Annotated in this window: 24 protein-coding genes and 2 pseudogenes; 1 reads left to right on the forward strand and 25 read right to left on the reverse strand. The window is 41.0% G+C overall.

Annotated features, from left to right (window positions below; all coding sequences use genetic code 11):
* Window positions 1–19 precede the first annotated feature (19 nt).
* The 21 genes and pseudogenes from der to ACZ1G6_RS11040 form a co-directional block, all read right to left on the reverse strand.
* On the reverse strand, window positions 20–1,471 hold the full coding sequence (gene der, locus ACZ1G6_RS10940; protein ID WP_472616327.1) for a ribosome biogenesis GTPase Der: 1,452 nt from the start codon (window positions 1,469–1,471) through the stop codon (window positions 20–22).
* Between the two features lie 16 nt (window positions 1,472–1,487).
* Window positions 1,488–2,273, reverse strand: coding sequence for an outer membrane protein assembly factor BamB family protein (locus tag ACZ1G6_RS10945; RefSeq protein WP_472616328.1), 786 nt, complete (start codon window positions 2,271–2,273; stop codon window positions 1,488–1,490).
* A complete protein-coding gene (locus ACZ1G6_RS10950) occupies window positions 2,242–2,724 on the reverse strand; it encodes an outer membrane protein assembly factor BamB family protein (protein WP_472616329.1) in 483 nt (160 codons plus the stop codon). Before ACZ1G6_RS10950 ends, ACZ1G6_RS10945 begins: the two co-directional genes overlap by 32 nt.
* A gap of 7 nt (window positions 2,725–2,731) precedes the next feature.
* Complete coding sequence (locus tag ACZ1G6_RS10955; RefSeq protein WP_472616330.1) at window positions 2,732–3,367, reverse strand: YfgM family protein; 636 nt, start codon at window positions 3,365–3,367, stop codon at window positions 2,732–2,734.
* 70 nt (window positions 3,368–3,437) lie between these two features.
* Window positions 3,438–4,706 (reverse strand): histidine--tRNA ligase, encoded by a 1,269-nt coding sequence (hisS, locus tag ACZ1G6_RS10960; protein ID WP_472616331.1) that lies wholly within the window; start codon window positions 4,704–4,706, stop codon window positions 3,438–3,440.
* 123 nt (window positions 4,707–4,829) lie between these two features.
* The gene (gene ispG, locus ACZ1G6_RS10965; RefSeq protein ID WP_472616332.1) at window positions 4,830–5,963 is read right to left on the reverse strand and encodes a flavodoxin-dependent (E)-4-hydroxy-3-methylbut-2-enyl-diphosphate synthase; all 1,134 of its coding nucleotides are present in this window, start codon (window positions 5,961–5,963) and stop codon (window positions 4,830–4,832) included.
* Complete coding sequence (locus tag ACZ1G6_RS10970; protein WP_472616333.1) at window positions 5,964–7,154, reverse strand: RodZ domain-containing protein; 1,191 nt, start codon at window positions 7,152–7,154, stop codon at window positions 5,964–5,966.
* Window positions 7,144–7,269, reverse strand: coding sequence for a LysM peptidoglycan-binding domain-containing protein (locus tag ACZ1G6_RS10975; RefSeq protein ID WP_472616334.1), 126 nt, complete (start codon window positions 7,267–7,269; stop codon window positions 7,144–7,146). The genes ACZ1G6_RS10970 and ACZ1G6_RS10975 overlap by 11 nt, the downstream gene beginning before the upstream one ends.
* 314 nt (window positions 7,270–7,583) lie before the next feature.
* Entirely contained in the window at window positions 7,584–8,981 is a 1,398-nt protein-coding gene (gene pilW / locus ACZ1G6_RS10980) for a type IV pilus biogenesis/stability protein PilW (protein WP_472616335.1), read from the reverse strand.
* An 85-nt stretch (window positions 8,982–9,066) separates the two neighbouring features.
* The gene (rlmN, locus tag ACZ1G6_RS10985; RefSeq protein ID WP_472616336.1) at window positions 9,067–10,182 is read right to left on the reverse strand and encodes a dual-specificity RNA methyltransferase RlmN; all 1,116 of its coding nucleotides are present in this window, start codon (window positions 10,180–10,182) and stop codon (window positions 9,067–9,069) included.
* 156 nt (window positions 10,183–10,338) lie between these two features.
* The gene (gene ndk / locus ACZ1G6_RS10990; protein ID WP_472616337.1) at window positions 10,339–10,770 is read right to left on the reverse strand and encodes a nucleoside-diphosphate kinase; all 432 of its coding nucleotides are present in this window, start codon (window positions 10,768–10,770) and stop codon (window positions 10,339–10,341) included.
* 124 nt (window positions 10,771–10,894) lie between these two features.
* Entirely contained in the window at window positions 10,895–11,233 is a 339-nt protein-coding gene (gene fdx, locus ACZ1G6_RS10995) for an ISC system 2Fe-2S type ferredoxin (protein WP_472616338.1), read from the reverse strand.
* 11 nt (window positions 11,234–11,244) lie between these two features.
* The gene (gene hscA, locus ACZ1G6_RS11000; protein ID WP_472616339.1) at window positions 11,245–13,107 is read right to left on the reverse strand and encodes a Fe-S protein assembly chaperone HscA; all 1,863 of its coding nucleotides are present in this window, start codon (window positions 13,105–13,107) and stop codon (window positions 11,245–11,247) included.
* Between the two features lie 11 nt (window positions 13,108–13,118).
* Window positions 13,119–13,631: a Fe-S protein assembly co-chaperone HscB gene (gene hscB, locus ACZ1G6_RS11005; protein WP_472616340.1), complete on the reverse strand. Its 513-nt coding sequence runs from the start codon at window positions 13,629–13,631 to the stop codon at window positions 13,119–13,121.
* A gap of 60 nt (window positions 13,632–13,691) precedes the next feature.
* On the reverse strand, window positions 13,692–14,015 hold the full coding sequence (gene iscA, locus ACZ1G6_RS11010; protein WP_472616341.1) for an iron-sulfur cluster assembly protein IscA: 324 nt from the start codon (window positions 14,013–14,015) through the stop codon (window positions 13,692–13,694).
* Between the two features lie 83 nt (window positions 14,016–14,098).
* Window positions 14,099–14,479, reverse strand: a complete 381-nt coding sequence (gene iscU / locus ACZ1G6_RS11015; protein ID WP_472616342.1) for a Fe-S cluster assembly scaffold IscU — start codon at window positions 14,477–14,479, stop codon at window positions 14,099–14,101.
* A gap of 64 nt (window positions 14,480–14,543) precedes the next feature.
* A complete protein-coding gene (locus tag ACZ1G6_RS11020; protein WP_472616343.1) occupies window positions 14,544–15,767 on the reverse strand; it encodes an IscS subfamily cysteine desulfurase in 1,224 nt (407 codons plus the stop codon).
* A gap of 12 nt (window positions 15,768–15,779) precedes the next feature.
* Window positions 15,780–16,260 (reverse strand): annotated as a pseudogene (gene iscR / locus ACZ1G6_RS11025) (Fe-S cluster assembly transcriptional regulator IscR).
* 113 nt (window positions 16,261–16,373) lie between these two features.
* The gene (cysE, locus tag ACZ1G6_RS11030) at window positions 16,374–17,189 is read right to left on the reverse strand and encodes a serine O-acetyltransferase (protein WP_472616344.1); all 816 of its coding nucleotides are present in this window, start codon (window positions 17,187–17,189) and stop codon (window positions 16,374–16,376) included.
* A 49-nt stretch (window positions 17,190–17,238) separates the two neighbouring features.
* Complete coding sequence (trmJ, locus tag ACZ1G6_RS11035; RefSeq protein ID WP_472616345.1) at window positions 17,239–17,973, reverse strand: tRNA (cytosine(32)/uridine(32)-2'-O)-methyltransferase TrmJ; 735 nt, start codon at window positions 17,971–17,973, stop codon at window positions 17,239–17,241.
* Between the two features lie 93 nt (window positions 17,974–18,066).
* The gene (locus ACZ1G6_RS11040) at window positions 18,067–18,435 is read right to left on the reverse strand and encodes a VOC family protein (protein ID WP_472616346.1); all 369 of its coding nucleotides are present in this window, start codon (window positions 18,433–18,435) and stop codon (window positions 18,067–18,069) included.
* Between the two features lie 150 nt (window positions 18,436–18,585).
* On the opposite strand from ACZ1G6_RS11040, the pseudogene suhB reads away from it, so the two are divergent.
* A pseudogene (suhB, locus tag ACZ1G6_RS11045) lies at window positions 18,586–19,384 on the forward strand (inositol-1-monophosphatase).
* Window positions 19,385–19,461: 77 nt separating this feature from the next.
* Here suhB and ACZ1G6_RS11050 read toward each other — a convergent pair.
* From ACZ1G6_RS11050 to secF, 4 genes are all read right to left on the reverse strand, one after another.
* Window positions 19,462–20,577 (reverse strand): YceI family protein, encoded by a 1,116-nt coding sequence (locus tag ACZ1G6_RS11050; RefSeq protein ID WP_472616347.1) that lies wholly within the window; start codon window positions 20,575–20,577, stop codon window positions 19,462–19,464.
* Window positions 20,578–21,207, reverse strand: a complete 630-nt coding sequence (locus ACZ1G6_RS11055; protein WP_472616348.1) for a YceI family protein — start codon at window positions 21,205–21,207, stop codon at window positions 20,578–20,580. It lies immediately after the preceding gene.
* A 39-nt stretch (window positions 21,208–21,246) separates the two neighbouring features.
* A complete protein-coding gene (locus ACZ1G6_RS11060) occupies window positions 21,247–21,933 on the reverse strand; it encodes a tellurite resistance TerB family protein (protein ID WP_472616349.1) in 687 nt (228 codons plus the stop codon).
* A 163-nt stretch (window positions 21,934–22,096) separates the two neighbouring features.
* Window positions 22,097–23,041, reverse strand: coding sequence for a protein translocase subunit SecF (secF, locus tag ACZ1G6_RS11065; RefSeq protein ID WP_472616350.1), 945 nt, complete (start codon window positions 23,039–23,041; stop codon window positions 22,097–22,099).
* Between the last annotated feature and the right edge of the window lie 2 nt (window positions 23,042–23,043).

Raw genomic sequence — 23,043 nt, forward strand, 5'->3', positions numbered from 1 at the left:
AAGCCCTAACGGGCTTTTTTTATGTCTTCTTATTGTTCTGGAAAGATAACAACCTATCCCGTCTTCTCTGTTGTGCTAGTGTTAATTTGTTCTTTTTACCTTCAAATGGATTTGTACTTTCTCTAAATTCAATTTTTATAGGTGTCCCCATAATCTTTAACGCTTTACGGTAGTAGTTAGTCAAATACCGTTTATATGATTCGGGCAGGGCTTTAAGCTGGTTACCATGTATCACCACAACCGGAGGATTGTAACCACCCGCATGTGCATATTTCATTTTAACACGGCGTCCTCTCACTAGCGGCGGTTGATGATCACCTTGTGCCATTTCCATAATTTCTGTGAGCATTGCAGTATTAATACGTTTTGTCGCGGAATTATAAGCTTCTTGTACTGATTCAAACAAATGCCCCACGCCAGAACCATGCAATGCTGAAATAAAATGCAAACGCGCAAAGTCAACAAACCCAAGCCGCCTATCTAATTCTCGCTTAATCTCTTCTTTTGCATCATTTTGTAAGCCATCCCATTTATTTACCGCAATAACTAGCGAGCGGCCAGAGTTAAGCACAAAGCCTAGCAAAGATAGATCTTGGTCACTAATGCCTTCTCTAGCATCAACCACTAGCAGCACAACATTAGCTTCTTCAATCGCCTGTAAGGTCTTTACAATAGAAAACTTCTCAACAGCATCGGATACTTTTCGACGTTTCCTAACGCCGGCAGTATCGATTAATATATATTCACGTTCGTCTCGATCCATTGGAATGAAGATGCTATCTCTTGTTGTTCCGGGTAAATCATAAACAACTACGCGCTCTTCACCTAATATACGATTCGTCAATGTTGACTTACCGACATTAGGCTTTCCAACAATTGCTAGTTTTATGGGCAAAGACTGAAGCAGCTTTAACTTTTCATCAGCATCCGCTTCTTCATCTTCTCCAGAAGATTCTTCTATAAGCATATCTGGGAAATCAGCTTCAAGCGGCGATAATACTTGATCAAGCATTTTAGACACACCGCGGCCATGGGCGGCTGCAATTTGAATTAATTCGCTGACACCTAACTTATAAAAATCGGCACTTTCACTATCCCCGTCGATGCCATCTACTTTATTTACAACCAAAAACATCGATTTATTTTGTTTTCTAAGGTGATCAGATATAGCAATGTCTGCTGGGGTAAGCCCATCCCTTGCATCGACTAAAAATAAAACCACATCAGCTTCATCAATCGCTAATAAGGATTGTTGCGCCATGTGAGCATCTATGCCTTGTTCATCACCACTAATCCCACCGGTGTCAACAACAATAAACTGGCGCTGCTCAAAAGTAGCAGTGCCATATTTACGATCACGTGTTAAGCCAGGAAAGTCGGCAACTAATGCGTCTCGGGTATGAGTGAGACGATTAAATAAGGTTGATTTACCCACATTGGGCCTGCCTACTAGGGCGATTACGGGTAACATAATATACTCAGTTTATTTATTGTTGCGGCGCTTGAATGCGACTAATCACACCATCACGTGTCTGTACAACGAGAATGTCGCCTTCAACAACAGGTGACGTATATATAGCTTCATCTTCATCGTCATCACCCACTTCTATTCTGGATACATATTTACCTTCATCTTGCGTGAAAAAGTGCAGGTAACCAAAGTTATCTCCCACAACAATGTAATCTCCAAATGGTGTTGCTTCTGTCAGGTTTCGCTGTCTCAACTCACCATTTGACCATAGCTCTACACCATTTCTACGGTCAATTGCATATACATTGCTATTATTATCCGTTACAAACAGCCTATTTCCATCAATAGAAACGTTGCGAAATGACGCGTAATCACGAGTCCAAACTACGTTACCTGATCGCAATTCAACCGACGCAAGTGCACCACCATAAGAAACAACAAATATGGTAGGGCCTACAATAAGGGGTTTTGTATCAATATCAACAATTCGCTCAAGCTCAGTTGCTCCGGCGGGTTTTGCCACGACTTGCTCCCAAGCGGTGAGCCCAGTATCTAATATAGTGACTCTTAAGCGACCATTTGCTAAACCGACAACAGCACCGCCATTTGCAGCAGACGGGGCTGATACGCCACGTAACGAAAGAGGAGGAACATCAGACTCGTTTGTCCACAATACCTCGCCTGATTGAGCATCGATACCGACTAAAGCACCAGAAACGGTATTAACAACAATAAAGCCCGCATCAGCTGCGGGCGCAGCCACCACTTCACTAAGGCACTGATGCTGTCCACTGGATATCACCTGTTTCTTGATCTAATGAATATACCAAACCATCTTCGGTACCAAAATAAACGCTATTGTAGGCAGTTGTCATGCCACCAGACACTTTTGCTGAAATCGTAGCAGGAAATAAGCCATAAAGATTGCTAAGCTTGCTCTCTGTGCTTTTTCGACTCACTCTTTGACGCCATAAACGGTCACCAGTTTGTGGGTCAAGAGCGACTATCATGCCTTCCCTATCAGCTGTAAACACTTTACCGTAAGCAATCGCTGGTGTTAGACGAGAAAAGTAGTTTTCAACGCCATCCCCAACTGATTCGTCCCACATAACTGTGGGTTCAAATTGCATTTGAATCTCAGGTAAGGTTCTAATCGCTAATTCTTCTTCATCAGCAAACCAAGATGCGCATCCCGATAATGCTATAATACCGGCAACACCAATGCATGATTTGATTATTAATTTTGACGACATAAACAAATTACTCACCTTCTTGCACAGAAGACTGTGACTTTAGAAGGCTAACATTATCGCTCTTTATCTTAACCCATTGGTTTTCAGGACTAACATCTAAAGACTTAGTATAAGCAGCTTTCGCTCCTTCATAATCACCTTGAGCAGATAAAGCATCGCCTTTTAGTTCTTCTACTTGACCGCTAAACGCACTTGCTTTTACCAATGCCAAGGTAGCGATTGCTTGGTCGTATTCTTCAAGTTGTATTTGCAAAGACGCAAGCCTTAAGGCAGCAACATCCGCTATTTGAGGATCATTAGCCATTGCGATCTTAAGTGACGCTTTTGCTGCATCAAAATCGCCAGCTTCAAAAGATTTTTGCGCTAGCACCAAAGCAGCAAGTGGCGCATAGCCTGTGTCAGCATTAGCACTTAAAAAACTCTGAAGCTCTTGAGTTGATTCAGTTTCAACCATTGACTCAATGCCAGTTTGAAAGCCAAGTGACGCTTCTTCTTTTGCTTTTGTGGTGGCATCTGCATACCATCTCCATCCAAATAAAGCACCAAAGCCGATTAATGCGCCTGCAACAATGACCATACCGTTTTCTTTCCAAAACTGTTTTATCGCTTGGACTTGTTGCTCTTCAGTTTCATACCCTATCATGCTTGCCTCAATTTTCTGGTGACGCGTAGTGCGTCGTGTCTTTACTATTTAATAGCTTCAAACAGTTTGTTCAAAGCTCTGCTAATACGTCAAATAACGCTTCTTTACTTAAGGTTTGTTGCTCACTTTCTTTGCGAAGCCATTTTACCCCAAATACTTTATCTTGTATTTCACTCTCACCGATAACAATGGCGATATGTGCACCACTGGCGTTCGCTTTTTTGAGCTGCTTCTTAAAATTACCACCGCCACAATGTAGTTGAACGCTTAAAAAAGCAAAATGCTCTCTTATTTCTTCGGATAAGCTCATCGCTATCTTAGCGGCACCGTCGCCTAATGCGGTTACATAAACATCTAACACATTACTTACTGGCTCAAGCTGAATTGACTCCACTAATAAAACAAGTCTTTCGATGCCCATTGCAAATCCTACGCCTTGCGTAGGCTTAGACCCTAACTGTTCTACTAATGAATCATAGCGACCACCTGCACATATCGTTCCTTGCGCACCTAGTAAGGAAGTCACCCATTCAAATACTGTACGGTTATAATAGTCTAAACCTCTCACCAAAGAAGGATTAACTGAGTATTTGATGCCTAATATATCTAATCGTTCACATAACTGAGAAAAATGTTCTTTTGACTCGTCATCTAGGTGGTCAATAAGCTTTGGCGCGTTTGCAACGACAGCTTGTGTTTGAGTATCTTTTGAATCCAAGATTCTAAGAGGATTAGTCTTTAAACGTCTTTTACTATCATCATCTAATAAATCGTGATGCGACAATAAATATTCGACTAGTAGAGCTTTGTAACGACTCCTAGCTTCTTCATTACCTAAAGAGTTAATTTGTAATTCGACATGTTCTTCAATACCAAAAGATTTCCACAAACGTGCGCCCATTAGTATTAGTTCAATATCGATATCAGGACCTTCAAAACCAAAAGCTTCAGCACCAAATTGATGAAATTGACGATATCGTCCTTTTTGAGGACGCTCGTGTCGAAACATTGGACCCATATACCACAATCGTTGCTGCTGGTTATATAACAAGCCGTGTTGTGCACCAGCTCTCACCGCACATGCAGTTCCTTCAGGCCTAAGCGCTAAAGATGCCCCATTTCTATCGTCAAACACATACATTTCTTTTTCGACAATATCAGTTGCTTCACCCACTGAGCGCTTAAACAGCTCAGTACTTTCAACAATAGGAGTTCTAATTTCATGATAATGATAGCTATTTACCAACTCACGAATACGTGATTCTACAAACTGCCATGTAGGTGTTTGGTCAGGTAGGCAGTCGTTCATGCCTCTGATAGCTTGAATTGTTTTTGCCACAGTTTACTCACGAAATAATTAAAGCGCGTTAGTATAAGGATTTTGGCTGATATGGTAAAGATAAAAGGCACTAAAATAAGGATATAAAGCCCGTTTAGCAAACCGGCTTAAAAGTCCTCAAACTCAGCTTTTGTCGACTTGTACGTCTATTCGTTTTGATTCATCCATCTGCGCTTGCTTTATGGCGATTTTGCTTCTGATTTTCTGTTCAAGCTTATTGACTAAATCGTCATTAGATAATCTTTCTCGTTGACGCACACCATCTTCATAAAAACCGCTCATATTGCGAGCGCCAGTTAATCCAATATCCGAGATTTCAGCTTCGCCTGGACCGTTTACAACACAACCAATAATAGAAACATCCAGCGGAGTGACTATATCTTCAAGACGCTGTTCTAAGGCATTTACAGTATTAATTACATCAAATTCTTGGCGTGAGCAACTTGGACAAGCTATAAAGTTAATACCTCTAGAACGGATACGAAGTGATTTTAGAATATCAAACCCTACTTTGATTTCCTCAACAGGGTCAGCAGCAAGGCTAATTCGAATTGTATCTCCTATTCCTTCGGCTAAAAGCATGCCAAGTCCAACGGCACTTTTTACTGACCCTGAGCGCATACCACCGGCCTCTGTAATACCTAAGTGAAGAGGTTGAGCTATTTGTTTGGCTAATAAACGATAGGCTCCTACAGCTAAAAATACATCTGAGGCTTTAACCGATACTTTAAACTGCTCAAAGTTAAGTTTATCGAGTATGTCTACATGCCTCATCGCTGACTCTACTAGTGCTTCGGGTGTTGGCTCTCCATATTTTTCTTGCAAATCTTTTTCTAAAGAGCCTCCGTTAACACCAATTCTAATAGGAATATCCCTATCTTTTGCACAATCAACTACCGATCTTACTCGGTCCATATTGCCAATATTACCCGGATTTATTCGCAAACAATCAACACCATACTCAGCGACTTTAAGCGCAATTCGGTAATCAAAATGAATATCCGCAACCAAGGGGATATCTACCTGCTGTTTAATTTTTTTGAAAGCTTCTGCTGCGTCCATTGTAGGTACAGATACTCTCACGATATCAGCACCAACTGCTTGAATTCTTTTTATCTGATTAACGGTCGCCTCAATATCAGTAGTTTCAGTGTTTGTCATTGACTGAACCGCAATAGGCGCTCCATCACCAATAGGCACTTTTCCTACGTTAATACGGGTTGATTGGCGACGTTTAATTGGTGACTCTGCGAACATTTATTGACTCTCAATGGGTAAATTAAAATTGGCTGAACGTCCAGTAGCATAAGGGATCTCAACTGCCCTATTGCCAACTTCTAAAGATACCACTTCAGGTGCTCCTAGGATCACATTCACAGGTGCAATTGCAGAGACCTCCATCACCCTACCTTGTACTTTTACGCCAGTGGCAATTAGCTCACCATTCGCGTCAGTCACATTGACCCAACAGTCTTCAGCAAAAGTAAACACCATATCAACGGTCCCATCTTCATTAAGCTCGTAATCGTTATTGACTAAAATCTCTCTAGCCAACTGAATATTGCGCGTAATTATTGCTGGATCTAATGGTTCAGATTCCAAAGTTTCAGCATCAGCAGCGCTATTATCCGAGTCGTCTTGCTGCGTTTCGCGATCTTCTGCGCTCTCATTGGATATGTTGACGCTATTTTCATCAGAATTAGTATTTTGAACGTCTAAAGAAGTATTTGCGTCACTTTGATTTAGTGCAGCGGCGTAGTCATCTTCTGTAATCTCAGCTGACCGTAAATTTTGTTCTGCAATACTTAACTGGTCTTCAACTAATGACGATTGAGCTTCCTGATCAATTACTGGGGCATTATCAGTAGCTGAATTATTAATTGTTTGAGGCTCAACTTGTTCTTGCAAAGCACTTGAATTTTGTTGATTGATAGGCACTTGCTCTTGAGTACTAAACATATCGTCGATTAATCCGCTAGGGTTACTCAGGCTATCTTCTCTTTGTACATACCATGCGACTATCATCGCTAAAATCAGCACAATCACACACATGCTCACAATGTTCCATCGTGAGTCACTAGCTTCTCTGTTTACGCGTCGTGAAAAGCTTTGTAACTGTGCATCGGGCGTTTGGTTATTATGTATTTTATCAAAGGCGTCGAGTAAGGGGCCTAGCTCAATGTTCAGTAATTTTGCATAAAGCTTGATGTAGCCTTTGGTGTAGGTGATTGAAACACCTTTTTCTAATGCATCAGTTTCAATTGCGATAATGCTCGACATTCGGATTCTTAACTGTTTTGCAATATCTTGCTGCGACAATCCTTTGTTCTCTCTAGCAAAGCGCAATGTTTCACCAGGGCTGGGTAATTCTTGTTTTGTTACTTCTTCAGAAACTAGCTCTTGCTTGCTTAGAGCCGAAACTTCATTTTGCTCTTCGTTAGTCGGCATTGCCATCCCTCACTTTCAACTTCATACCGACTTGTAAATCACTAGGATCTACCATCTCATTCCACGCTAACAAGGTATCAATTTTTACATTGTAGCGAAGTGAAATGCGATACATATTTTCACCTTTTTTCACAACGTGAAAGTCCGCCTCTTGCTCATTAGTAGTAGAATCTTCTATTGTTGCTTCAAGAGCATTTAAGGCGTCCTGATTTTCTATCTCGTCGCTTTGAGCTATCGCCTCATCAGCGCTATCTACAACATCGGAATCGGGTAATTTACGCTCATCACTGCCATTAACGGCTAACGAATCAGTGGCTTGCTCTAGTGCCTGTGTTACTTCACTACTTGCGTCTGAAACGGTATTCTCATTAACACTATCATTTTGTGATTCGATTTCTTCTAACGCGACTTCACTTTCAATTGTGTCATTTATCTGTTGGGCAGTCTGCTGGACATTGTCTTGTGCAACCTATGGCTATCCAAGCTACCTTCACTTGCTAGTGATGCAACGACTTCTTTAAATTCTTGGCTTGGGCCATCAATAAGTTCATCTGATGGCTCATTGGCCACCAAAGCGCCTTGTGTTGACCCCTCACCAAGAGCTTGTGTTGCTTCAACGCTCACTTCATTTTCAATTGTTTGATTTGTACTGGGTGTATCGTTTATTTGTACGTCACCTGAGTCAGTGTTAAGACTGTCAGCCGCTAGTTCAACATTTTCACCGGCTTCAGTTTGTATAGGTTGGTTTGGTGCTGATTGGGTTTCAGATAGAGCCTCATCGCTCAGTTGAGCAATACTTGACGCATCATTTGTCGCTTCATTCGATGACTGTGTTGTATCTATTATAACAATTTCTGGGCTTTCACTCTGGGAAGCTAATTGCGTGTCATCAACATCCGTATCCGATAAATCAGCAGCATCAGGTACTAACACAACGCTCGCTTTTTGCGTATTTTGGGCAGCTACGGCTCCAGTAATATCAGGCGTCGCTAATTCATTTGTCGCCTGTACCGAAGTTTGTCGCGTTTTTTGACGAACCGTTGCACTGGGCTTAAAGTTCCCAAGTTGAGCTCTTGCTTCAGCAGTATTAGGATGAGTTGGGTAAAGGCGTGTCAGTAAATCTACATATTCTGTAGCATATCTAATATTATTTTGTCCTTGAGCAATACGATATGCCAAATAAATTGAGTCTGGTGATACTCCTGCATTTCTCTCGTATTTCCACAAAGACCGTTGTGCTTCATCCCACTTTTCGTCATCTGCGTAAATTTCAGTAAGATACAGCAGAGTCGTTGCTCGTGTAGGTTGATGACTTAATGCGTTTCTAAAATAAGTCACAGCCTCAGTCAGTTTTCCTTGGCTTTGCGAGCATATCGCAAGGTTTTCATATGTTTGCGCTGTGGAAATATAGCTTTTATCATCAACCGCTTTTAAAAAGTTGCTTTTGGCCTTTTCGTATTCACCTTGTTTGCACAAAAAGGCGCCATAGCTATTTAACACATCAGGATCATTGCGCGAATAACTAAGTGCACTTTTGTAGTACTCTTCAGCCCTAGCAAGCTCATTTACAGTCTCATAATAATAAGCCATCGCAAAGTGTGCCTGACCTGAACGAGAATCAAACTCTAATGCTCTATCAAGATTAAATTTAGCTTGGCTAAAATTTCCGTTTTGAAGATAAGTTAATCCGAGGCTTACGCGAGTTTTTGCCGCCTCTTGTGAATTAAACTCACCCGCCCCTGCAAATGTTTCATCTACAGGGCTTGTTGTGCAGCCAAACGATAAAATAATAACACTAAAAACAACCAACGATTTCAACATAGTCATATGAAAACTACCTATTATTCTTATACCTTTGAGTTTGCTTTCATTTTGCATAACTTGCAAGCATATCTACAACAAATGCTAGCGTTTAAGACGTCTTAATTGAAATTGATGGTCCTTTTGACTGTTTTTTTAATAATCTTTTGGTCCTATCAACCACATCACCTACTAGCTGACCGCATGCTGCATCAATATCATCTCCTCTTGTTTTTCTAACGACGGTCGTAAACCCGTAGTCCATCAAAACTTTAGAAAACCTATCAATACGCGAATTACTAGAACAGGTATAAGGAGAACTAGGATAAGGATTGAAAGGGATAAGATTTATTTTACTTGGGGTATCTTTGAGCACCTTCGCTAATTCGTGGGCTTGATCGGTGCTATCGTTAATACCATTTAACATGACGTACTCCACCGTCACTTTACCTTGATTGGCTTTCGACTTAGCTAAATAGCGCCTCACTCCTGCCAAAAACTCCTCAATTGGATACTTTTTGTTCACCGGCACAATTTCATCTCGTAACTTGTTATCAGCTGCATGCAATGAAATAGCAAGTGCCACGTCTATTTGGTCACCCAACATATCTAAGGCAGGAACAACACCGGATGTAGATAAAGTCACTCTTCGCTTAGATAAGCCAAAACCGAAATCATCCATCATAATATCCATTGCTGGCACCACGTTTTTAAGATTTAGTAGAGGTTCACCCATTCCCATCATGACAACATTTGTAATAGGTCGTTGGGAGGTATCTTTTGATAAGCCTATAAAAGTAGCGACTCGCCATACTTGGCCTATGATCTCAGCGACAGAAAGATTACGATTAAAGCCTTGCTGAGCTGTAGAACAAAATGTGCATTCCAACGCGCATCCAACTTGAGAAGATACGCATAAAGTTGCACGGTCGGTTTCTGGGATCCAAACAGTTTCAACTTCCTGACCGCCATCTAAGATAATAGCAAACTTTATGGTGCCATCACTTGCTTGTTGGTGCTGTGATATTTCAGGTGCTCGCACTTCACAAGTTGCGGCAAGTTTAGAGCGTAATGCCTTGTTTAAATTGCTCATTTTTTCAAAATCAGACTGACCTTCCTGATAAATCCACTTCATCAATTGGTCCGCTCTGAAAGGCTTTTCACCAATTCTTTTGAAATACTCGCGCATACCTTGCCTATTAAAGTTCAATAGGTTGGTTTTTTTCACTATGTTTTTGCGCCACTTCTTGCATCTCAACGCTCATGTTCTATCCCCGACTTTGTTTTACAAAGCTATACATCCGATAACTTAAGTATAAACCCTATAAGATGAAAGACGAAAAAGGGAGCCACCGGCTCCCTTTTTCATTTTTCCAATGCACTTCTAGCGAGTACGAGGACAAATCTCTTCGTCACTAAAGAAGTAAGCAATTTCTCTTGCTGCAGACTCAGGCGCATCTGAACCGTGGACTGCGTTTTCGTCAATCGATTCTGCATAATCAGAGCGAAGCGTTCCAGCTGCTGCATCGCTAGGATTAGTAGCGCCCATTATTTCGCGGTTACGAACAACAGCGTTTTCACCTTCTAATACCTGCACCATCACTGGTCCTGATGTCATAAAGTCAACAAGCGCACCAAAAAATGGACGTTCTTTGTGCTCTGCGTAAAACCCTTCCGCTTTTTCTCGGCTCAAGTGAAGCATTTTTGAAGCTACAATTCGTAAACCTGCTGATTCGAAACGGTTATATATTGCGCCAACTGCATTTTTGGCTACAGCATCTGGTTTTATGATTGAAAAAGTACGTTCTAGTGCCATTTTGATATCCTGTTAATTCTAAACTAGCGTGTGAGTGCCCTATTTAGGCGGCAAACACAAAGCATCATATTTTGTTGCGCGTGATTATATTCAACTTCCATCCAAAACACTAATCAATTTTCGATTAATGTTGCTCTGAAGCGTGGTTAATTGAATACTTAGGTATTTCTACCACTAGGTCTTCGTCTTTAATGATGGCTTGGCAACCTAATCTCGACTCTGGTTCTAAACCCCACGCTTTGTCTAATAAGTCATCTTCAAGCTCGTCAGATTCATCCAAAGAATCAAATCCCTCTCTTACAATCACATGGCATGTTGTACAAGCACAGACCTTTTCGCAAGCATGTTCAATACCGATACCATTTTTCAGCGCGACATCCAATAAACTTGTACCAGAATCTGATTCTAACACTGCGCCATCTGGACATAGCTCTTCGTGGGGCAAAAATATAATTTGTGGCATTTACCGATTCCTTAAATGTTATCTACTGACTGGCCTGATAGTGCCATATTAATTGCTTTATCCATTCTTCTATTTGCAAATGCTTGGCTCAAGGCATCAACCTTCTCAATTTGCAATTTTATGGCTTTGCTATCATTTTGTTGACTAATTTCGTTTAGTGTATCCAAACTTGCAATAATGACATCACGTTCTTCGTCGTTCAGAAGGTCTTGTCCATCTTGTTCTAAAGCTGCATACATGTTTTCAATCACGCGAGAGGCTTCAACTTGTTGCTCTTTCACCATTCGCGCCTGCATATCTTGCTGAGCATTCTCCATAGATGCGCTTAGCATAGTCAAAATTTCTGACTCTTGTAGTCCATATGAAGGCTTCACTTCAATTTGTGCCTGTGCGCCCGTTGATTTTTCCATGGCAGTGACGCTAAGTAAGCCGTCAGCATCAACTTGAAAAGTCACTCTAATATGCGCAGCACCTGCAGCCATTGGCGGGATATCAGTCAAATCAAACTTCGCTAATGAGCGGCAGTGTTCAACCAGTTCTCTTTCACCTTGTAAAACGTGCACAGCCATTGCGGTTTGACCATCCTTGAAGGTAGTAAACTCTTGCGCTCTAGCAACGGGGATAGTAGTGTTTCTGGGAATTATTTTTTCGACTAGACCTCCCATTGTTTCAATACCTAACGATAATGGTAATACGTCCAATAACAACATTTCACTATCTGGCTTGTTCCCTACAAGGATATCAGCTTGTATCCCCGCGCCAATCGCTACGACTTTATCAGGATCTATGCTAGTCAATGGCGGCTTATCAAAGAACGCTTCGACCTTTTCTCTCACTAAGGGTACACGTGTCGAACCACCAACCATCACCACTTGTTGAATCTCACCTTTAGCCATTTGAGCGTCTTGTAACGCCCTTTTACAAATATCGATCGTTTTATCGACTGCTCCAACAATCAAGCTTTCAAAGGTATGCTTATGTAACACAAGTTCTTTTCTGTCACCTTCAAAATTGCACTCAACCTTAACTTCATCTTCAAGGCTAAGTGTCTCTTTTATCTTTTTAGACTGAGTCATTAATTGTCTATGATAAGACTTTTCTTGGCTTGCTGATAAATCGAACTCTTGAACAAGGTAATTTACAATAGCTAGATCAAAATCATCACCCCCAAGGGCCGTATCCCCTGCGGTGGCTTTTACTTCAAAAACACCTTTGTTCAATGTAAGCACTGATACATCAAATGTTCCCCCGCCCAAATCAAAAACCGCAATATTTCCATCTTCAGTCTGGTCTAATCCATAAGCTATTGCTGCAGCCGTAGGTTCATTTAAAAGGCGCAACACGGGTAAACCAATAAGTTGCGCAGCGTCTTTTGTGCTTTGTCTTTGAGCATCGTCAAAATAAGCGGGAACAGTGATGACTGCGCCTGTTGCCTCGTCACCAGAAGCCTTCCGTGCTAGATCTCTTAACTTTCTTAAGATATCTGCAGATATCTCAACTGGATTTTTGTTTCCCATTTTAGTCACAAATACTGGGTTACCGGTTGTAGCCGAAAACTCATAAGGTAAGTGCTGCCACAATCGTGTCACGTCCTCTACTTTGCGACCCATGAACCGTTTTACTGACATAATGGTGTTTTGTGGATCTTCATCAGCGGCATTTTTTGCTTCATGCCCAACAATAACTTGGCTGTCAGTGTATCTCACGACAGAAGGGATTAGATGCCTTCCATCAATATTGGCAATTGTTTTAGCTTCGCCACTTTGGACAATCGAAACTAACGAATTTGTTGTACCAAGATCGATCCCAATACCAATCTTTCTTTGATGAGGCGCAGCACTTTGGCCAGGCTCAGCAATTTGCAGTAATGCCATTTAAACACCTTTTATTCAGATAATTGTTGCAAATGTTCTTTTGTCTCGTCACATAATTTAACGAAGAATTTTAGCTTGTTGAGTTCAATTGTAGCTTGCATATTTTTTTCTTCTGAACCATCAAGCAGCAAAAGGCTAATGTTCTTTTCGTAATCAAGTACAGTTTCGTTGATATCGTTCAAAAGCGATTGACATGTATCAATAGTATTCGCATCCATTAAAGCTTCTCTAAGCTCCATTTGTTGCATTAAAAAAGCAGTATCGCCAATAGTCTCTTGTTCAGAAGGGCGTTGCGTTTTACGGATATCCAACAAATGCTCTGCTCGCCTAATCGTATGTTTTAAGACATGATAGGCATCGTTTATTTGCGCGTTCTTTTGCATGTAAATTCGCTTTTGTTGATCACTAGCGCTAGCATGCTTATCTGGGTGTGTCATTTTTTGAAGAAGTTTGTATCGCTCTTCTAAAGCGACTAAGTCTATCTCAAATTGAGCAGGCAAATTGAACAAACTAAAGTAATTCATTGTGATTCTAGCAACCTTTTTTGGGCTATCAATTATGCGCTATGTAACTTGACGGACTCGTTAAACAGTAAAGCTTTCGCCGCAACCACATTCACCGTTCACATTAGGGTTATTAAATTGAAAACCCTCGTTTAAGCCTTCTTTTGCAAAATCAAGTTCGGTACCATCTAGAAATGAAAGACTTTTACCATCAACAATCACTTTTACGCCTTTGTCTTCAAACACACTATCATCGTCGTTTAATTCATCAACGAACTCTAAAACGTAGGCAAGGCCTGAACAACCTGTAGTCTTCACGCCTAAACGCAAGCCAATTCCACTGCCCCGATTATCAAGAAAAGAACGGGCTCTATCTGCAGCTGATTCGGTTACGGTAATCGCCATACTATCTCCTCACTTACTATTGGTACTTACATGTAATACAAAACAAGCGAACAAATGCTCGCTTGTCGATTTGTCATTACAACTTATGCTTGTTTTTTCTTGTAGTCTTCTACAGCCGCTTTTATGGCGTCTTCCGCTAAGATTGAACAATGTATCTTAACTGGAGGAAGCGCTAGTTCTTGAGCAATATCGGTGTTTTTGATGCTAGTTGCATCTTCAATTGACTTGCCTTTAACCCATTCTGTGACTAATGAGCTAGACGCGATTGCAGAGCCACAACCATAGGTCTTGAACTTTGCATCTTCAATTACGCCATCGCTGTTCACTTTCAGTTGTAGTCGCATGACATCACCACATGCTGGTGCGCCCACCATTCCAGTCGCTACACTAGGGTCATTTTTATCAAATGCACCTACGTTTCTTGGGTTTTCATAATGATCAATTACTTTTTCGCTATAAGCCATGGTACTTTCCTCAAATATAAATGGTCTTTAAACGTCCATCTTCTAATGTGGACGTTTTATAAATTTAGTGATGTGCCCACTCAACAGAATCTAAATCGATTCCCTCTTTGAACATGTCCCAAAGCGGCGACATTTCTCTTAACTTATCTATAGAGTTCAAGATAACATTAATCACATGGTCGATTTCTTGTTCAGTTGTCCAACGCCCAATACTGAATCGGATTGAGCTATGCGCAAGCTCATCATTTAGACCCAGCGCTCTTAGCACATATGAAGGCTCCAAGCTGGCTGAAGTACACGCTGAACCTGATGAAACAGCCATATCTTTTAATGCCATTATCAACGACTCACCTTCTACATAATTGAAGCTGACATTGAGGTTATGTGGCACTCTGTTATCAAAATCACCGTTTAGATAAACCTCTTCCATATCTTTAATGCCATTCCACAAACGGTCGCGAAGCATTTTAATGCGTTCGTTCTCGCTAGCCATTTCTTCTTTGGCTAATCTGAATGCTTCACCCATACCAACAATTTGGTGAGTAGCAAGTGTACCAGATCGCATTCCACGCTCATGACCACCGCCATGAATCTGTGCTTCAATACGGATTCTAGGTTTACGGCGTACATAAAGCGCACCGATTCCTTTAGGGCCATATGTTTTGTGAGCAGAAAAAGACATCAAGTCGACTTTCAAGCTTTGTAAATCAATTGGCACCTTACCCGTACTTTGGGCAGCATCAACATGAAAGATGATTTTACGTTCGCGGCACATTTCGCCAATTGCTGCGATGTCTTGAATCACGCCTATTTCGTTATTCACATGCATGATTGAAACCAATACAGTATCTTCACGCATCGCTGCTGCTAGTTCATTTAAATCGACTAAGCCATTAGACTGAGGCATTAAATAAGTGACCTCAAACCCTTCACGCTCTAATTGGCGTGTAGTATCAAGCACGGCTTTGTGCTCTGTTTTTAAGGTGATAACATGCTTGCCGCGTTTACTGTAAAAGGTCGCTGCACCTTTAATTGCTAAATTATTTGATTCAGTTGCACCGGATGTGAATACAATTTCTCTAGGATCTGCATTAACAAGATCAGCTATGTTGTTGCGGGCAATGTCTACTGCTTCTTCAGCGACCCATCCAAACTTGTGCGATCTTGACGCAGGGTTACCAAAGTTGCCTTCCATTGAAAGGCATTCTTTCATTTTCTCGGCAACACGCGGGTCTACTGGTGTAGTAGAGGAATAGTCTAAATAAATTGGTAAAGTGATATCGCTCATCATGTACTCCGCCTAAAGTTGCATGCTAATTTCAATATTATTAATTAATGTTTTAGTTGTTTGTTGCTGACGCCCAGCGACTTCTTTCACATCACGCTGGACCATTAATTCGCCAAGGGTGATACCGTTTAAAAAAGTATCGATTCTGTCACTCAAATCTTGCCATAAACTATGAGTTAAACACCTTTCGCCGCCTTGACAATCAGATTGTCCCTGACATTTCGTGGCATCTACACTTTCATCAACGGCTCTTATTACTTCGCCAATAGCAATATCATTTGGTGCTTTGCCAAGTTGATAACCACCACTCAGGCCCCCTTACACTTGCCACTAACTTTTGCCTTCTTAAGCGTGAAAAGAGTTGCTCTAGGTATGACAAAGAAATTGCTTGTCGCTCAGAAATATCAGCTAAAGGCACGGGTCCATTTTGTGAGTGTAATGCAACGTCCAGCATTGCTGTTACCGCATATCTTCCTTTTGAAGTTAACTTCACTTGCTCACCTTCTCGCAGCTAAAATTTATGCGCAGATTGTATATACTTGAGTAAAATTGTCAAGTATTTACCCGACTATTTTAGTCAAGTATTATTTGCAGCATAAAATATGCTTAAATATGTGGATCAAATGCTTCTGCTTGCGCCTTTTTGACAATTGGAGATATGCCTGTATCAGCGAAATCGTCTGCGTGAAGTTTCGGTAATGACTCAGTGCATACCTCTCCACCAAGGGACTGAATAACTTTGCACATCTCCTCAACTTTCGTGTCCATTAAATGTACATGCTCAAGCATAATACCCATTGCATTAGCAACTGGATCTGGGTTGTCGTCAGAAATTGCATAAGCGTCAAATCCATATTTTTGGGCCATTGCACGCCGTTTTGTATCTTTACCGTCCTTATTTTTATCTATTTTTGGCAATATAATACGACCGGGGATTCCGATACAAGTCGCATCATCAGGAACATCTTTAATGACTACAGAGTTCGACCCAATCCTCGCGTTTTTGCCTATTTCAATTGGACCAAGTACTTTTGCTCCAGCACCTACAACCGCGCCCTTACCTAATGTAGGGTGGCGCTTACCTGCTTTCCAACTGGTTCCGCCAAGGGTAACACCATGATAAAGCGTAACGTCATCTCCAACGATGGCTGTTTCACCAATAACAACCCCCATTCCATGATCTATAAAAACCCTATTGCCTAATGTTGCAGCAGGGTGAATCTCTATTCCCGTGATAAAACGACTCAAATTTGATACAAAGCGGGCTAACCATTTTAATCGCCACTTCCATAGCTTATGACTGAAGCGATGAAGCCACACTGCATGCAAGCCTGGATAGTTAAAAAATACTTCCCACTTATTTCTGGCGGCAGGATCACGGGTAAAAACACTTTTTATGTCATCAGACACTCTTGCAAACATGATTGTCCTTACTCTAGCTGAAGAAATTTACACGGTATTGGCACAGTGATTATTTTTTATCAAGACTCTTGTCTATTGAAGAGAGCATACCGCGCAAAATTGATAGCTCTTGAGATTCTAATCTGGCCCTGTTAAACATCCTGCGCACTTTACTCATGATGACCCCAGGATGTTTAGGCCTAATAAACTCAGTATCTGAAAACGTTTTTTCAAAGTGCGCATAAAAATGCTCAAGTTCGTCTGTCAACGGATATTGCGCTTGTGTAGGCGTAGGGTGAGGATGCTTTGATTTTTCAATCGCTAACATATGCATTCGAATTTCGTAACATAAGGTCTGCACCGCAGCGGCTAAATTCAAAGAGCTATATTCAGGGTTAGCATCAATACACACGTGATAATTACACTGACGAAGTTCTTGGTTATTCAATCCACTAGACTCCCGACCAAAAACTAAGGCAACGGGATATTGGCTCGCTTCATTAATCAATTTCTCTCCGCATTCCCTTGAGTCAAGCATTGGCCAAGATAATGTGCGTGACCTTGCGGATGTGCCCACTACCAATCCACAATCAGCAATAGCTTCTTCTAAAGTATCGACGATCTTTGCTTGAGCTAATACATCGGTTGCACCAGCTGCTAAGGCATGAGATTTACCATCTGGTTCGGAAACAGGGTCAACAAGATACAGATGCCGTAAGCCCATAGTTTTCATAGCGCGCGCAGCGGATCCGATATTCCCAGTGTGAGAAGTATTGACTAAGACTATACGTATTGCGTCTAACATAAAGATAAATTACCCGTGAATACTGATTAAGGCTGGTTTTGACGCCAGTTTTTCGGCGCGTATTGTAGCTAATTGCTAGGGTTTAGTCTAAAACTATTCATCGCCATCATTAGACCAAACAGCAAATTCATTACCACTTGGCTCAATAAAATGAAATCGCCGGCCACCAGGGAAAGTAAATATATCTTTATTAATTTGAGCACCAGCAGCTTTTACTCGTTCTAAACAAGACTCTAATTCTATGGCATGAAAAACAAGTAGTGCGCCTCCAGCATCTTGAGTGCTAGTTAAATCTGCTTTGTAAAAACCTCCTTCTAATCCTTGATTTGAGAAAGACATGTAATCATCTCCATACCATGTAAACTCCCATGAAAATGCGTTTTCAAAGAAGTTACTCGTTGCTTTTAGGTTTTTAGCAGCAAACTCAACATAGTTAAGTTTTACATCTTCGTAATTATTCATATAGCTTTAGCTCACAATAAAAAGATAACATGTTAGTTAAGTTAACAGGACAAAATAGCAAATCGCAAGTAAAGCTATATCTAATGAGGCATTGTTTGCTATACTACTGCTGATTTTTTTATAGCTCTTTTTACAATTTGGTGGTCATCTATGCATCCAATGCTAAACATCGCTGTGCGCGCCGCGCGTGCAGCCGGAAACGTGATATCTCGTGGTTTTGAAAACCGTGACGATCTTGAAGTTCAATCTAAAGGCGCTCACGACTTTGTGACTAAAATAGACAAAGAAGCGGAGTTGACCATCATAGATAAAATAAAGCAGTCTTACCCTGACCATGCATTTATTGGTGAAGAAGGCGGGCTACTCGAAGGCAATCCAGAGTTTACTTGGGTAATTGACCCTCTAGATGGTACCAGTAATTTCATCGCTGGCATCCCTCACTTTGCTGTTTCAATTGCACTTCTTTATAAAGGCAAATTAGACCAAGCTGTTGTATTTGATCCTATTCGCGGTGAACTTTTTGCGGCAAGCAAAGGGGCTGGTGCACAATTAAATGGTTATCGTATTCGTTGCTCTAAAGCAAAGGATTTATCTAATACTATTTTAGCAACCGCTATCCCCTTCAAAGATAAGTCCGCATTACAAACAGATTTAGCGCTTTTTGCTAACGTATTTAAGGATGCCGGTGATGTGCGTCGAACAGGGTCTGCAGCATTAGATTTAGCCTATGTCGCATCTGGGCGGTTTGACGGTTATTGGGAAAGAGGCTTGAAAGCTTGGGATATGGCCGCTGGCGAGTTATTAATAAAAGAAGCTGGTGGCTTGGTAACTGATTATGCAGGAAACAATGACCCACTATACGATGAAATAAAAGCGCCTTAGCAGTGCGAACGGCCTAGTTGCAGGCAATCCTAGAGTGGTTCAAAATATTGTTAAACGACTTAAATAGTGATTTTGCATATTGCAGGCGAGCATAATTGTTCGCCTGTAACAACTCAATTGGCATAGGCAGTATATAGCGTTTGGCTACTTTTGAATGTCTACATTCATCTGAATAAATTGACTAACCCATTCAGCATCTGGATCAGAATCCACGCCAATGGCAAATGCTAACCTATCAATTGCGAAAGTAGCTTGTAAACGTTCCCCTGTATCAACTAAAACAAACTTAACTGGTTTTGTAATGCCTTTGATAGTCAAATGTCCACTCACGTCATATTGCTTATCATTTACCACTATTGAATCACTCACAAACATCCCTCGCGGGTAATTTTCGGCATCAAACCAGTCGCCTTCAGGTAAAGTGCTATCGTAGGTACTATCTCCGGTGGTTGCACTTGTTAACTCAAAACTAGCTTCGATTTTTGCCGAATCTGACGGTGGCAATACTATCGATGCTTCCCACTGTTCAAAAATTCCTTCAAACTCCATTCCAGCGTGCTGCCCACTGAAACCGATTCGACTATTTGTGTCGTTGGCTTTGGTTTGCGCTTCAAGTTCTGTAAACACGATCCCCAACACAAGCCCGATAATGGTTAACTTCATCAAATATGAAGAATATACATTACTCATTGTTATTCCTTTTTTCCACCACATACGAGATATCAAATTTACACCGTGGGACTGTTTATGCCAAAGTAACATCATGATATGACCTACTACCGCAAGACCCAATATAATTGCGCTAATCCAATGGATTAAGTTGCCGATTGACTCAACCATTTTGTTTCGAGCAATACCCGGAATATGAGGCCATTCAATCCAATCAACAAAGACAAAAGTGGGTAATCCAAAGGGACTAGCCGAAACCATTGTCCAGCCGGACAGCACCATTGCAATTAACAAGATATAAAGTCCCCAATGCCCAATTTTTGCCTTTTGTGCATCAGATTCCGAAAATACCTTAGGTAACGCAGGTGCCTTACTGAAGAATTTCACCATTATCCTAAGTACTATCGCCCATAGCATCACTACACCTGACGCCTTATGGGTTTGGTATAAGGAGAATTGCTCTGATTTCGAAATATCCGCATATACCATGTATATACCACTGCCTAGCATAAACAGAAGGCCAAGCGCCATGGTCCAATGCAAAATGATTGCGAGGCTATTATACCGATAAGAATTGTGAACTTTGTCCATTTATTCTACTTTTGCAAACTCAGCTTCAATCATCACCTCTACCTCATCCCCAATGTTTGGGACGAACTTAGTCATCCCCCAATCAGACCGTTTAATTGTGGTTGTCGCAGAAAAGCCCATTGTTGGTTTTCTGCTAAAGGGTTGAACCTTCATAGCGCCGTTAAAGATAACATCTAAGCTGACTGGCTTTGTCACGCCTAAGAATGAGAGTTGGCCCGTCATTACCGCCGTGTTTTCACCTGTCATCTCAATTTTTGTTGAGCTAAAATCAATCGAAGCAAATTCACCTGCATTAAACCAGCCGCTATCTGTGGCTAAAATTTTATTAAAATCTTTCTCTGACGCATTTGGGTACGCAGTTTGGATAGACATTGGATTGATAGAAGCGCTTACCTGACTTTTGCTAATGTCATCGCTGTCATAAATAACGCTTGCGTCAAAATCAGCAAAACGAGCTACATAATCAGATAGACCAAAATGAGATACTTTCCACACAATTGATGCATGTGTTAAATCGACAGAGTATTCGCCTTGGGGCATATCGACAAAAGGACTCTTAGCAAATACCCAAGACACGCAACCTGCTGCAGTAATTAGTGTAGTGATTAAAATTATTTTTAAAATTTTCATTGTTTTCCTTAATTAAACAGTCGTTAAACTAACTATTGCTTACCCGTATGATTGAAGCTGTTCGTGGATATTTTTAGTCAGTTCAGACGGGATACATAATTGATTAGCCAAGCTGCTAAGATACTGTTGGGATTGCGCATTATTCAAGTCTATTGCGCTCGCACTTGCCGCGTATACTTCAATTCCTGTTTGCGCATTAGGCACCTGTGCAACCAATTCATTGAGTTGAAGAGGTTTTCTCAATTCATCAAATAAAGCTGCTTTTTCATGCACGCTTAGATCCATTTGCTCTACTTGCGCGAATATCTTTTGCCTTTCTTCATCATCAATATGTCCATCACTATGAGCTGCAGTAATCATCGCTCTCATCAAAATTAATTGACCACTTTCATTTGATTCGTCTACTACTTCTTCAAATTGTTGTTGTTGAATCTGAGCAGGTCTGAAATCAAATTTAGCGTGTTGATGTTGAGAGGGAATTGCGGCTTGACGGTTCACCTGCGAACCTTGTGCAGCGTTCTGGCTATTTGCAGAATAGCTTTGGTAGGCTTTCCAAGCAAGTCCTCCCACAGCAGCCAGTGCGCCAACTTTTAGCCCCGTTTTAGCTACTTTCTTACCTTTTTTACTTGCCACCATAGACGTCAAGCCACCACCAGCGACACCACCCATAAATCCACTTAGAGCACCGGAATTGGACAATCCACCCATTAATTTTTTTAGATCCATTTATCATCTCCATTTGTCTTATCAACATTTGTTCAATACATACGTTAGATAGACAATAAAAAGTACATTTTGGTGCAAAATTATTCAGTAAACATGAATATTGAAAACAAAAAAAGCCCAGACGACTAATATCGACTGGGCTTTATATTAATGGTTTTACTATCTACAAGGGCTCTAAATCTTCACCTTCTCGCTCAACTTCAGGTGGCATTAAATCTTCTTTGCTAACCCCTAAGGCCAAAGCAACTGAACTGGCAATATAAACCGAAGAATATGTCCCGATAAACACACCAAATAACAAGGCTGTAGCAAATCCATGAATCAAAGCTCCACCTTTAAAGAACAAGGCTAAAAGAACTATGATGGTAGTTAATGATGTAACGATGGTTCGGTTCAGTGTTTGAGTCAACGAAATATTAATAATTTCCGTTGGTGTTCCTTTTCTGACCTTTCTAAAGTTTTCTCTTATTCTATCTGAGACTACTATCGTATCGTTCAATGAATAGCCAATAACAGCTAAAAGAGCAGCTAATACAGTAAGGTCAAATTCTAACTGTAAAACTGAAAACAAACCAAGTGTAATAATTACATCATGCATTAGTGCACCAACAGAGCCTAGCGCAAACCTATACTCAAAACGCATTGCTACGTAGATAAGGATACATATCAGTGCAACCAGCATGGCTAAGCCACCTTGCTCGGTTAATTCTTCTCCAACGGAAGGACCCACAAACTCAATCCTTTGCATCATAGCAGTACTATTAGCTGCGGTTAGCGTCGCCATTACCACATCACCAATATCTTGTGCGTTAATATCATCACGTGGCGCAATCCTGATCAAAACATCTTGGCTACTACCAAAATTTTGAACAACAGCATCAGGAAAGTTCTCAGCGGCGAGCTCTGCCCGAATGTTTTCAAGATTTGCACCATCAGGATACAAAACTTGAATAACGGTTCCACCAGTAAAATCTAAGCCCCAATTTAATTGATTAACAGCAAGTGAGGTGAAGGAGCCTAAAATCAATAACGTAGAAAAAATCATTGCGCCAAATCTATAGCGCATAAAGTTGACGGTTTCTTTTAATCGTAAAATTTGAAATTTCATTA

This window comes from Glaciecola sp. HA4-3, assembly GCF_055693685.1.

Bases quoted from the DNA above. Each gene is read 5' to 3' on its own strand.
- secF (WP_472616350.1), bottom strand. From the start codon at position 23,041: ATGAAATTTCAAATTTTACGATTAAAAGAAACCGTCAACTTTATGCGC.
- ACZ1G6_RS11050 (WP_472616347.1), bottom strand. From the start codon at position 20,577: ATGGACAAAGTTCACAATTCTTATCGGTATAATAGCCTCGCAATCATT.
- der (WP_472616327.1), bottom strand. From the start codon at position 1,471: ATGTTACCCGTAATCGCCCTAGTAGGCAGGCCCAATGTGGGTAAATCA.
- pilW (WP_472616335.1), bottom strand. From the start codon at position 8,981: ATGACTATGTTGAAATCGTTGGTTGTTTTTAGTGTTATTATTTTATCG.
- ACZ1G6_RS10955 (WP_472616330.1), bottom strand. From the start codon at position 3,367: ATGATAGGGTATGAAACTGAAGAGCAACAAGTCCAAGCGATAAAACAG.
- cysE (WP_472616344.1), bottom strand. From the start codon at position 17,189: ATGTTTGCAAGAGTGTCTGATGACATAAAAAGTGTTTTTACCCGTGAT.
- trmJ (WP_472616345.1), bottom strand. From the start codon at position 17,973: ATGTTAGACGCAATACGTATAGTCTTAGTCAATACTTCTCACACTGGG.
- hscA (WP_472616339.1), bottom strand. From the start codon at position 13,107: ATGGCATTACTGCAAATTGCTGAGCCTGGCCAAAGTGCTGCGCCTCAT.
- ndk (WP_472616337.1), bottom strand. From the start codon at position 10,770: ATGGCACTAGAACGTACTTTTTCAATCATAAAACCAGATGCTGTAGCC.
- fdx (WP_472616338.1), bottom strand. From the start codon at position 11,233: ATGCCACAAATTATATTTTTGCCCCACGAAGAGCTATGTCCAGATGGC.
- ACZ1G6_RS11055 (WP_472616348.1), bottom strand. From the start codon at position 21,207: ATGAAAATTTTAAAAATAATTTTAATCACTACACTAATTACTGCAGCA.
- hscB (WP_472616340.1), bottom strand. From the start codon at position 13,631: ATGAATTACTTTAGTTTGTTCAATTTGCCTGCTCAATTTGAGATAGAC.
- iscA (WP_472616341.1), bottom strand. From the start codon at position 14,015: ATGGCGATTACCGTAACCGAATCAGCTGCAGATAGAGCCCGTTCTTTT.
- ACZ1G6_RS11040 (WP_472616346.1), bottom strand. From the start codon at position 18,435: ATGAATAATTACGAAGATGTAAAACTTAACTATGTTGAGTTTGCTGCT.
- ACZ1G6_RS10950 (WP_472616329.1), bottom strand. From the start codon at position 2,724: ATGTCGTCAAAATTAATAATCAAATCATGCATTGGTGTTGCCGGTATT.
- ACZ1G6_RS11020 (WP_472616343.1), bottom strand. From the start codon at position 15,767: ATGAGCGATATCACTTTACCAATTTATTTAGACTATTCCTCTACTACA.
- ACZ1G6_RS10970 (WP_472616333.1), bottom strand. From the start codon at position 7,154: ATGCCGACTAACGAAGAGCAAAATGAAGTTTCGGCTCTAAGCAAGCAA.
- iscU (WP_472616342.1), bottom strand. From the start codon at position 14,479: ATGGCTTATAGCGAAAAAGTAATTGATCATTATGAAAACCCAAGAAAC.
- ispG (WP_472616332.1), bottom strand. From the start codon at position 5,963: ATGTTCGCAGAGTCACCAATTAAACGTCGCCAATCAACCCGTATTAAC.
- ACZ1G6_RS10975 (WP_472616334.1), bottom strand. From the start codon at position 7,269: ATGTATCGCATTTCACTTCGCTACAATGTAAAAATTGATACCTTGTTA.
- ACZ1G6_RS11060 (WP_472616349.1), bottom strand. From the start codon at position 21,933: ATGGATCTAAAAAAATTAATGGGTGGATTGTCCAATTCCGGTGCTCTA.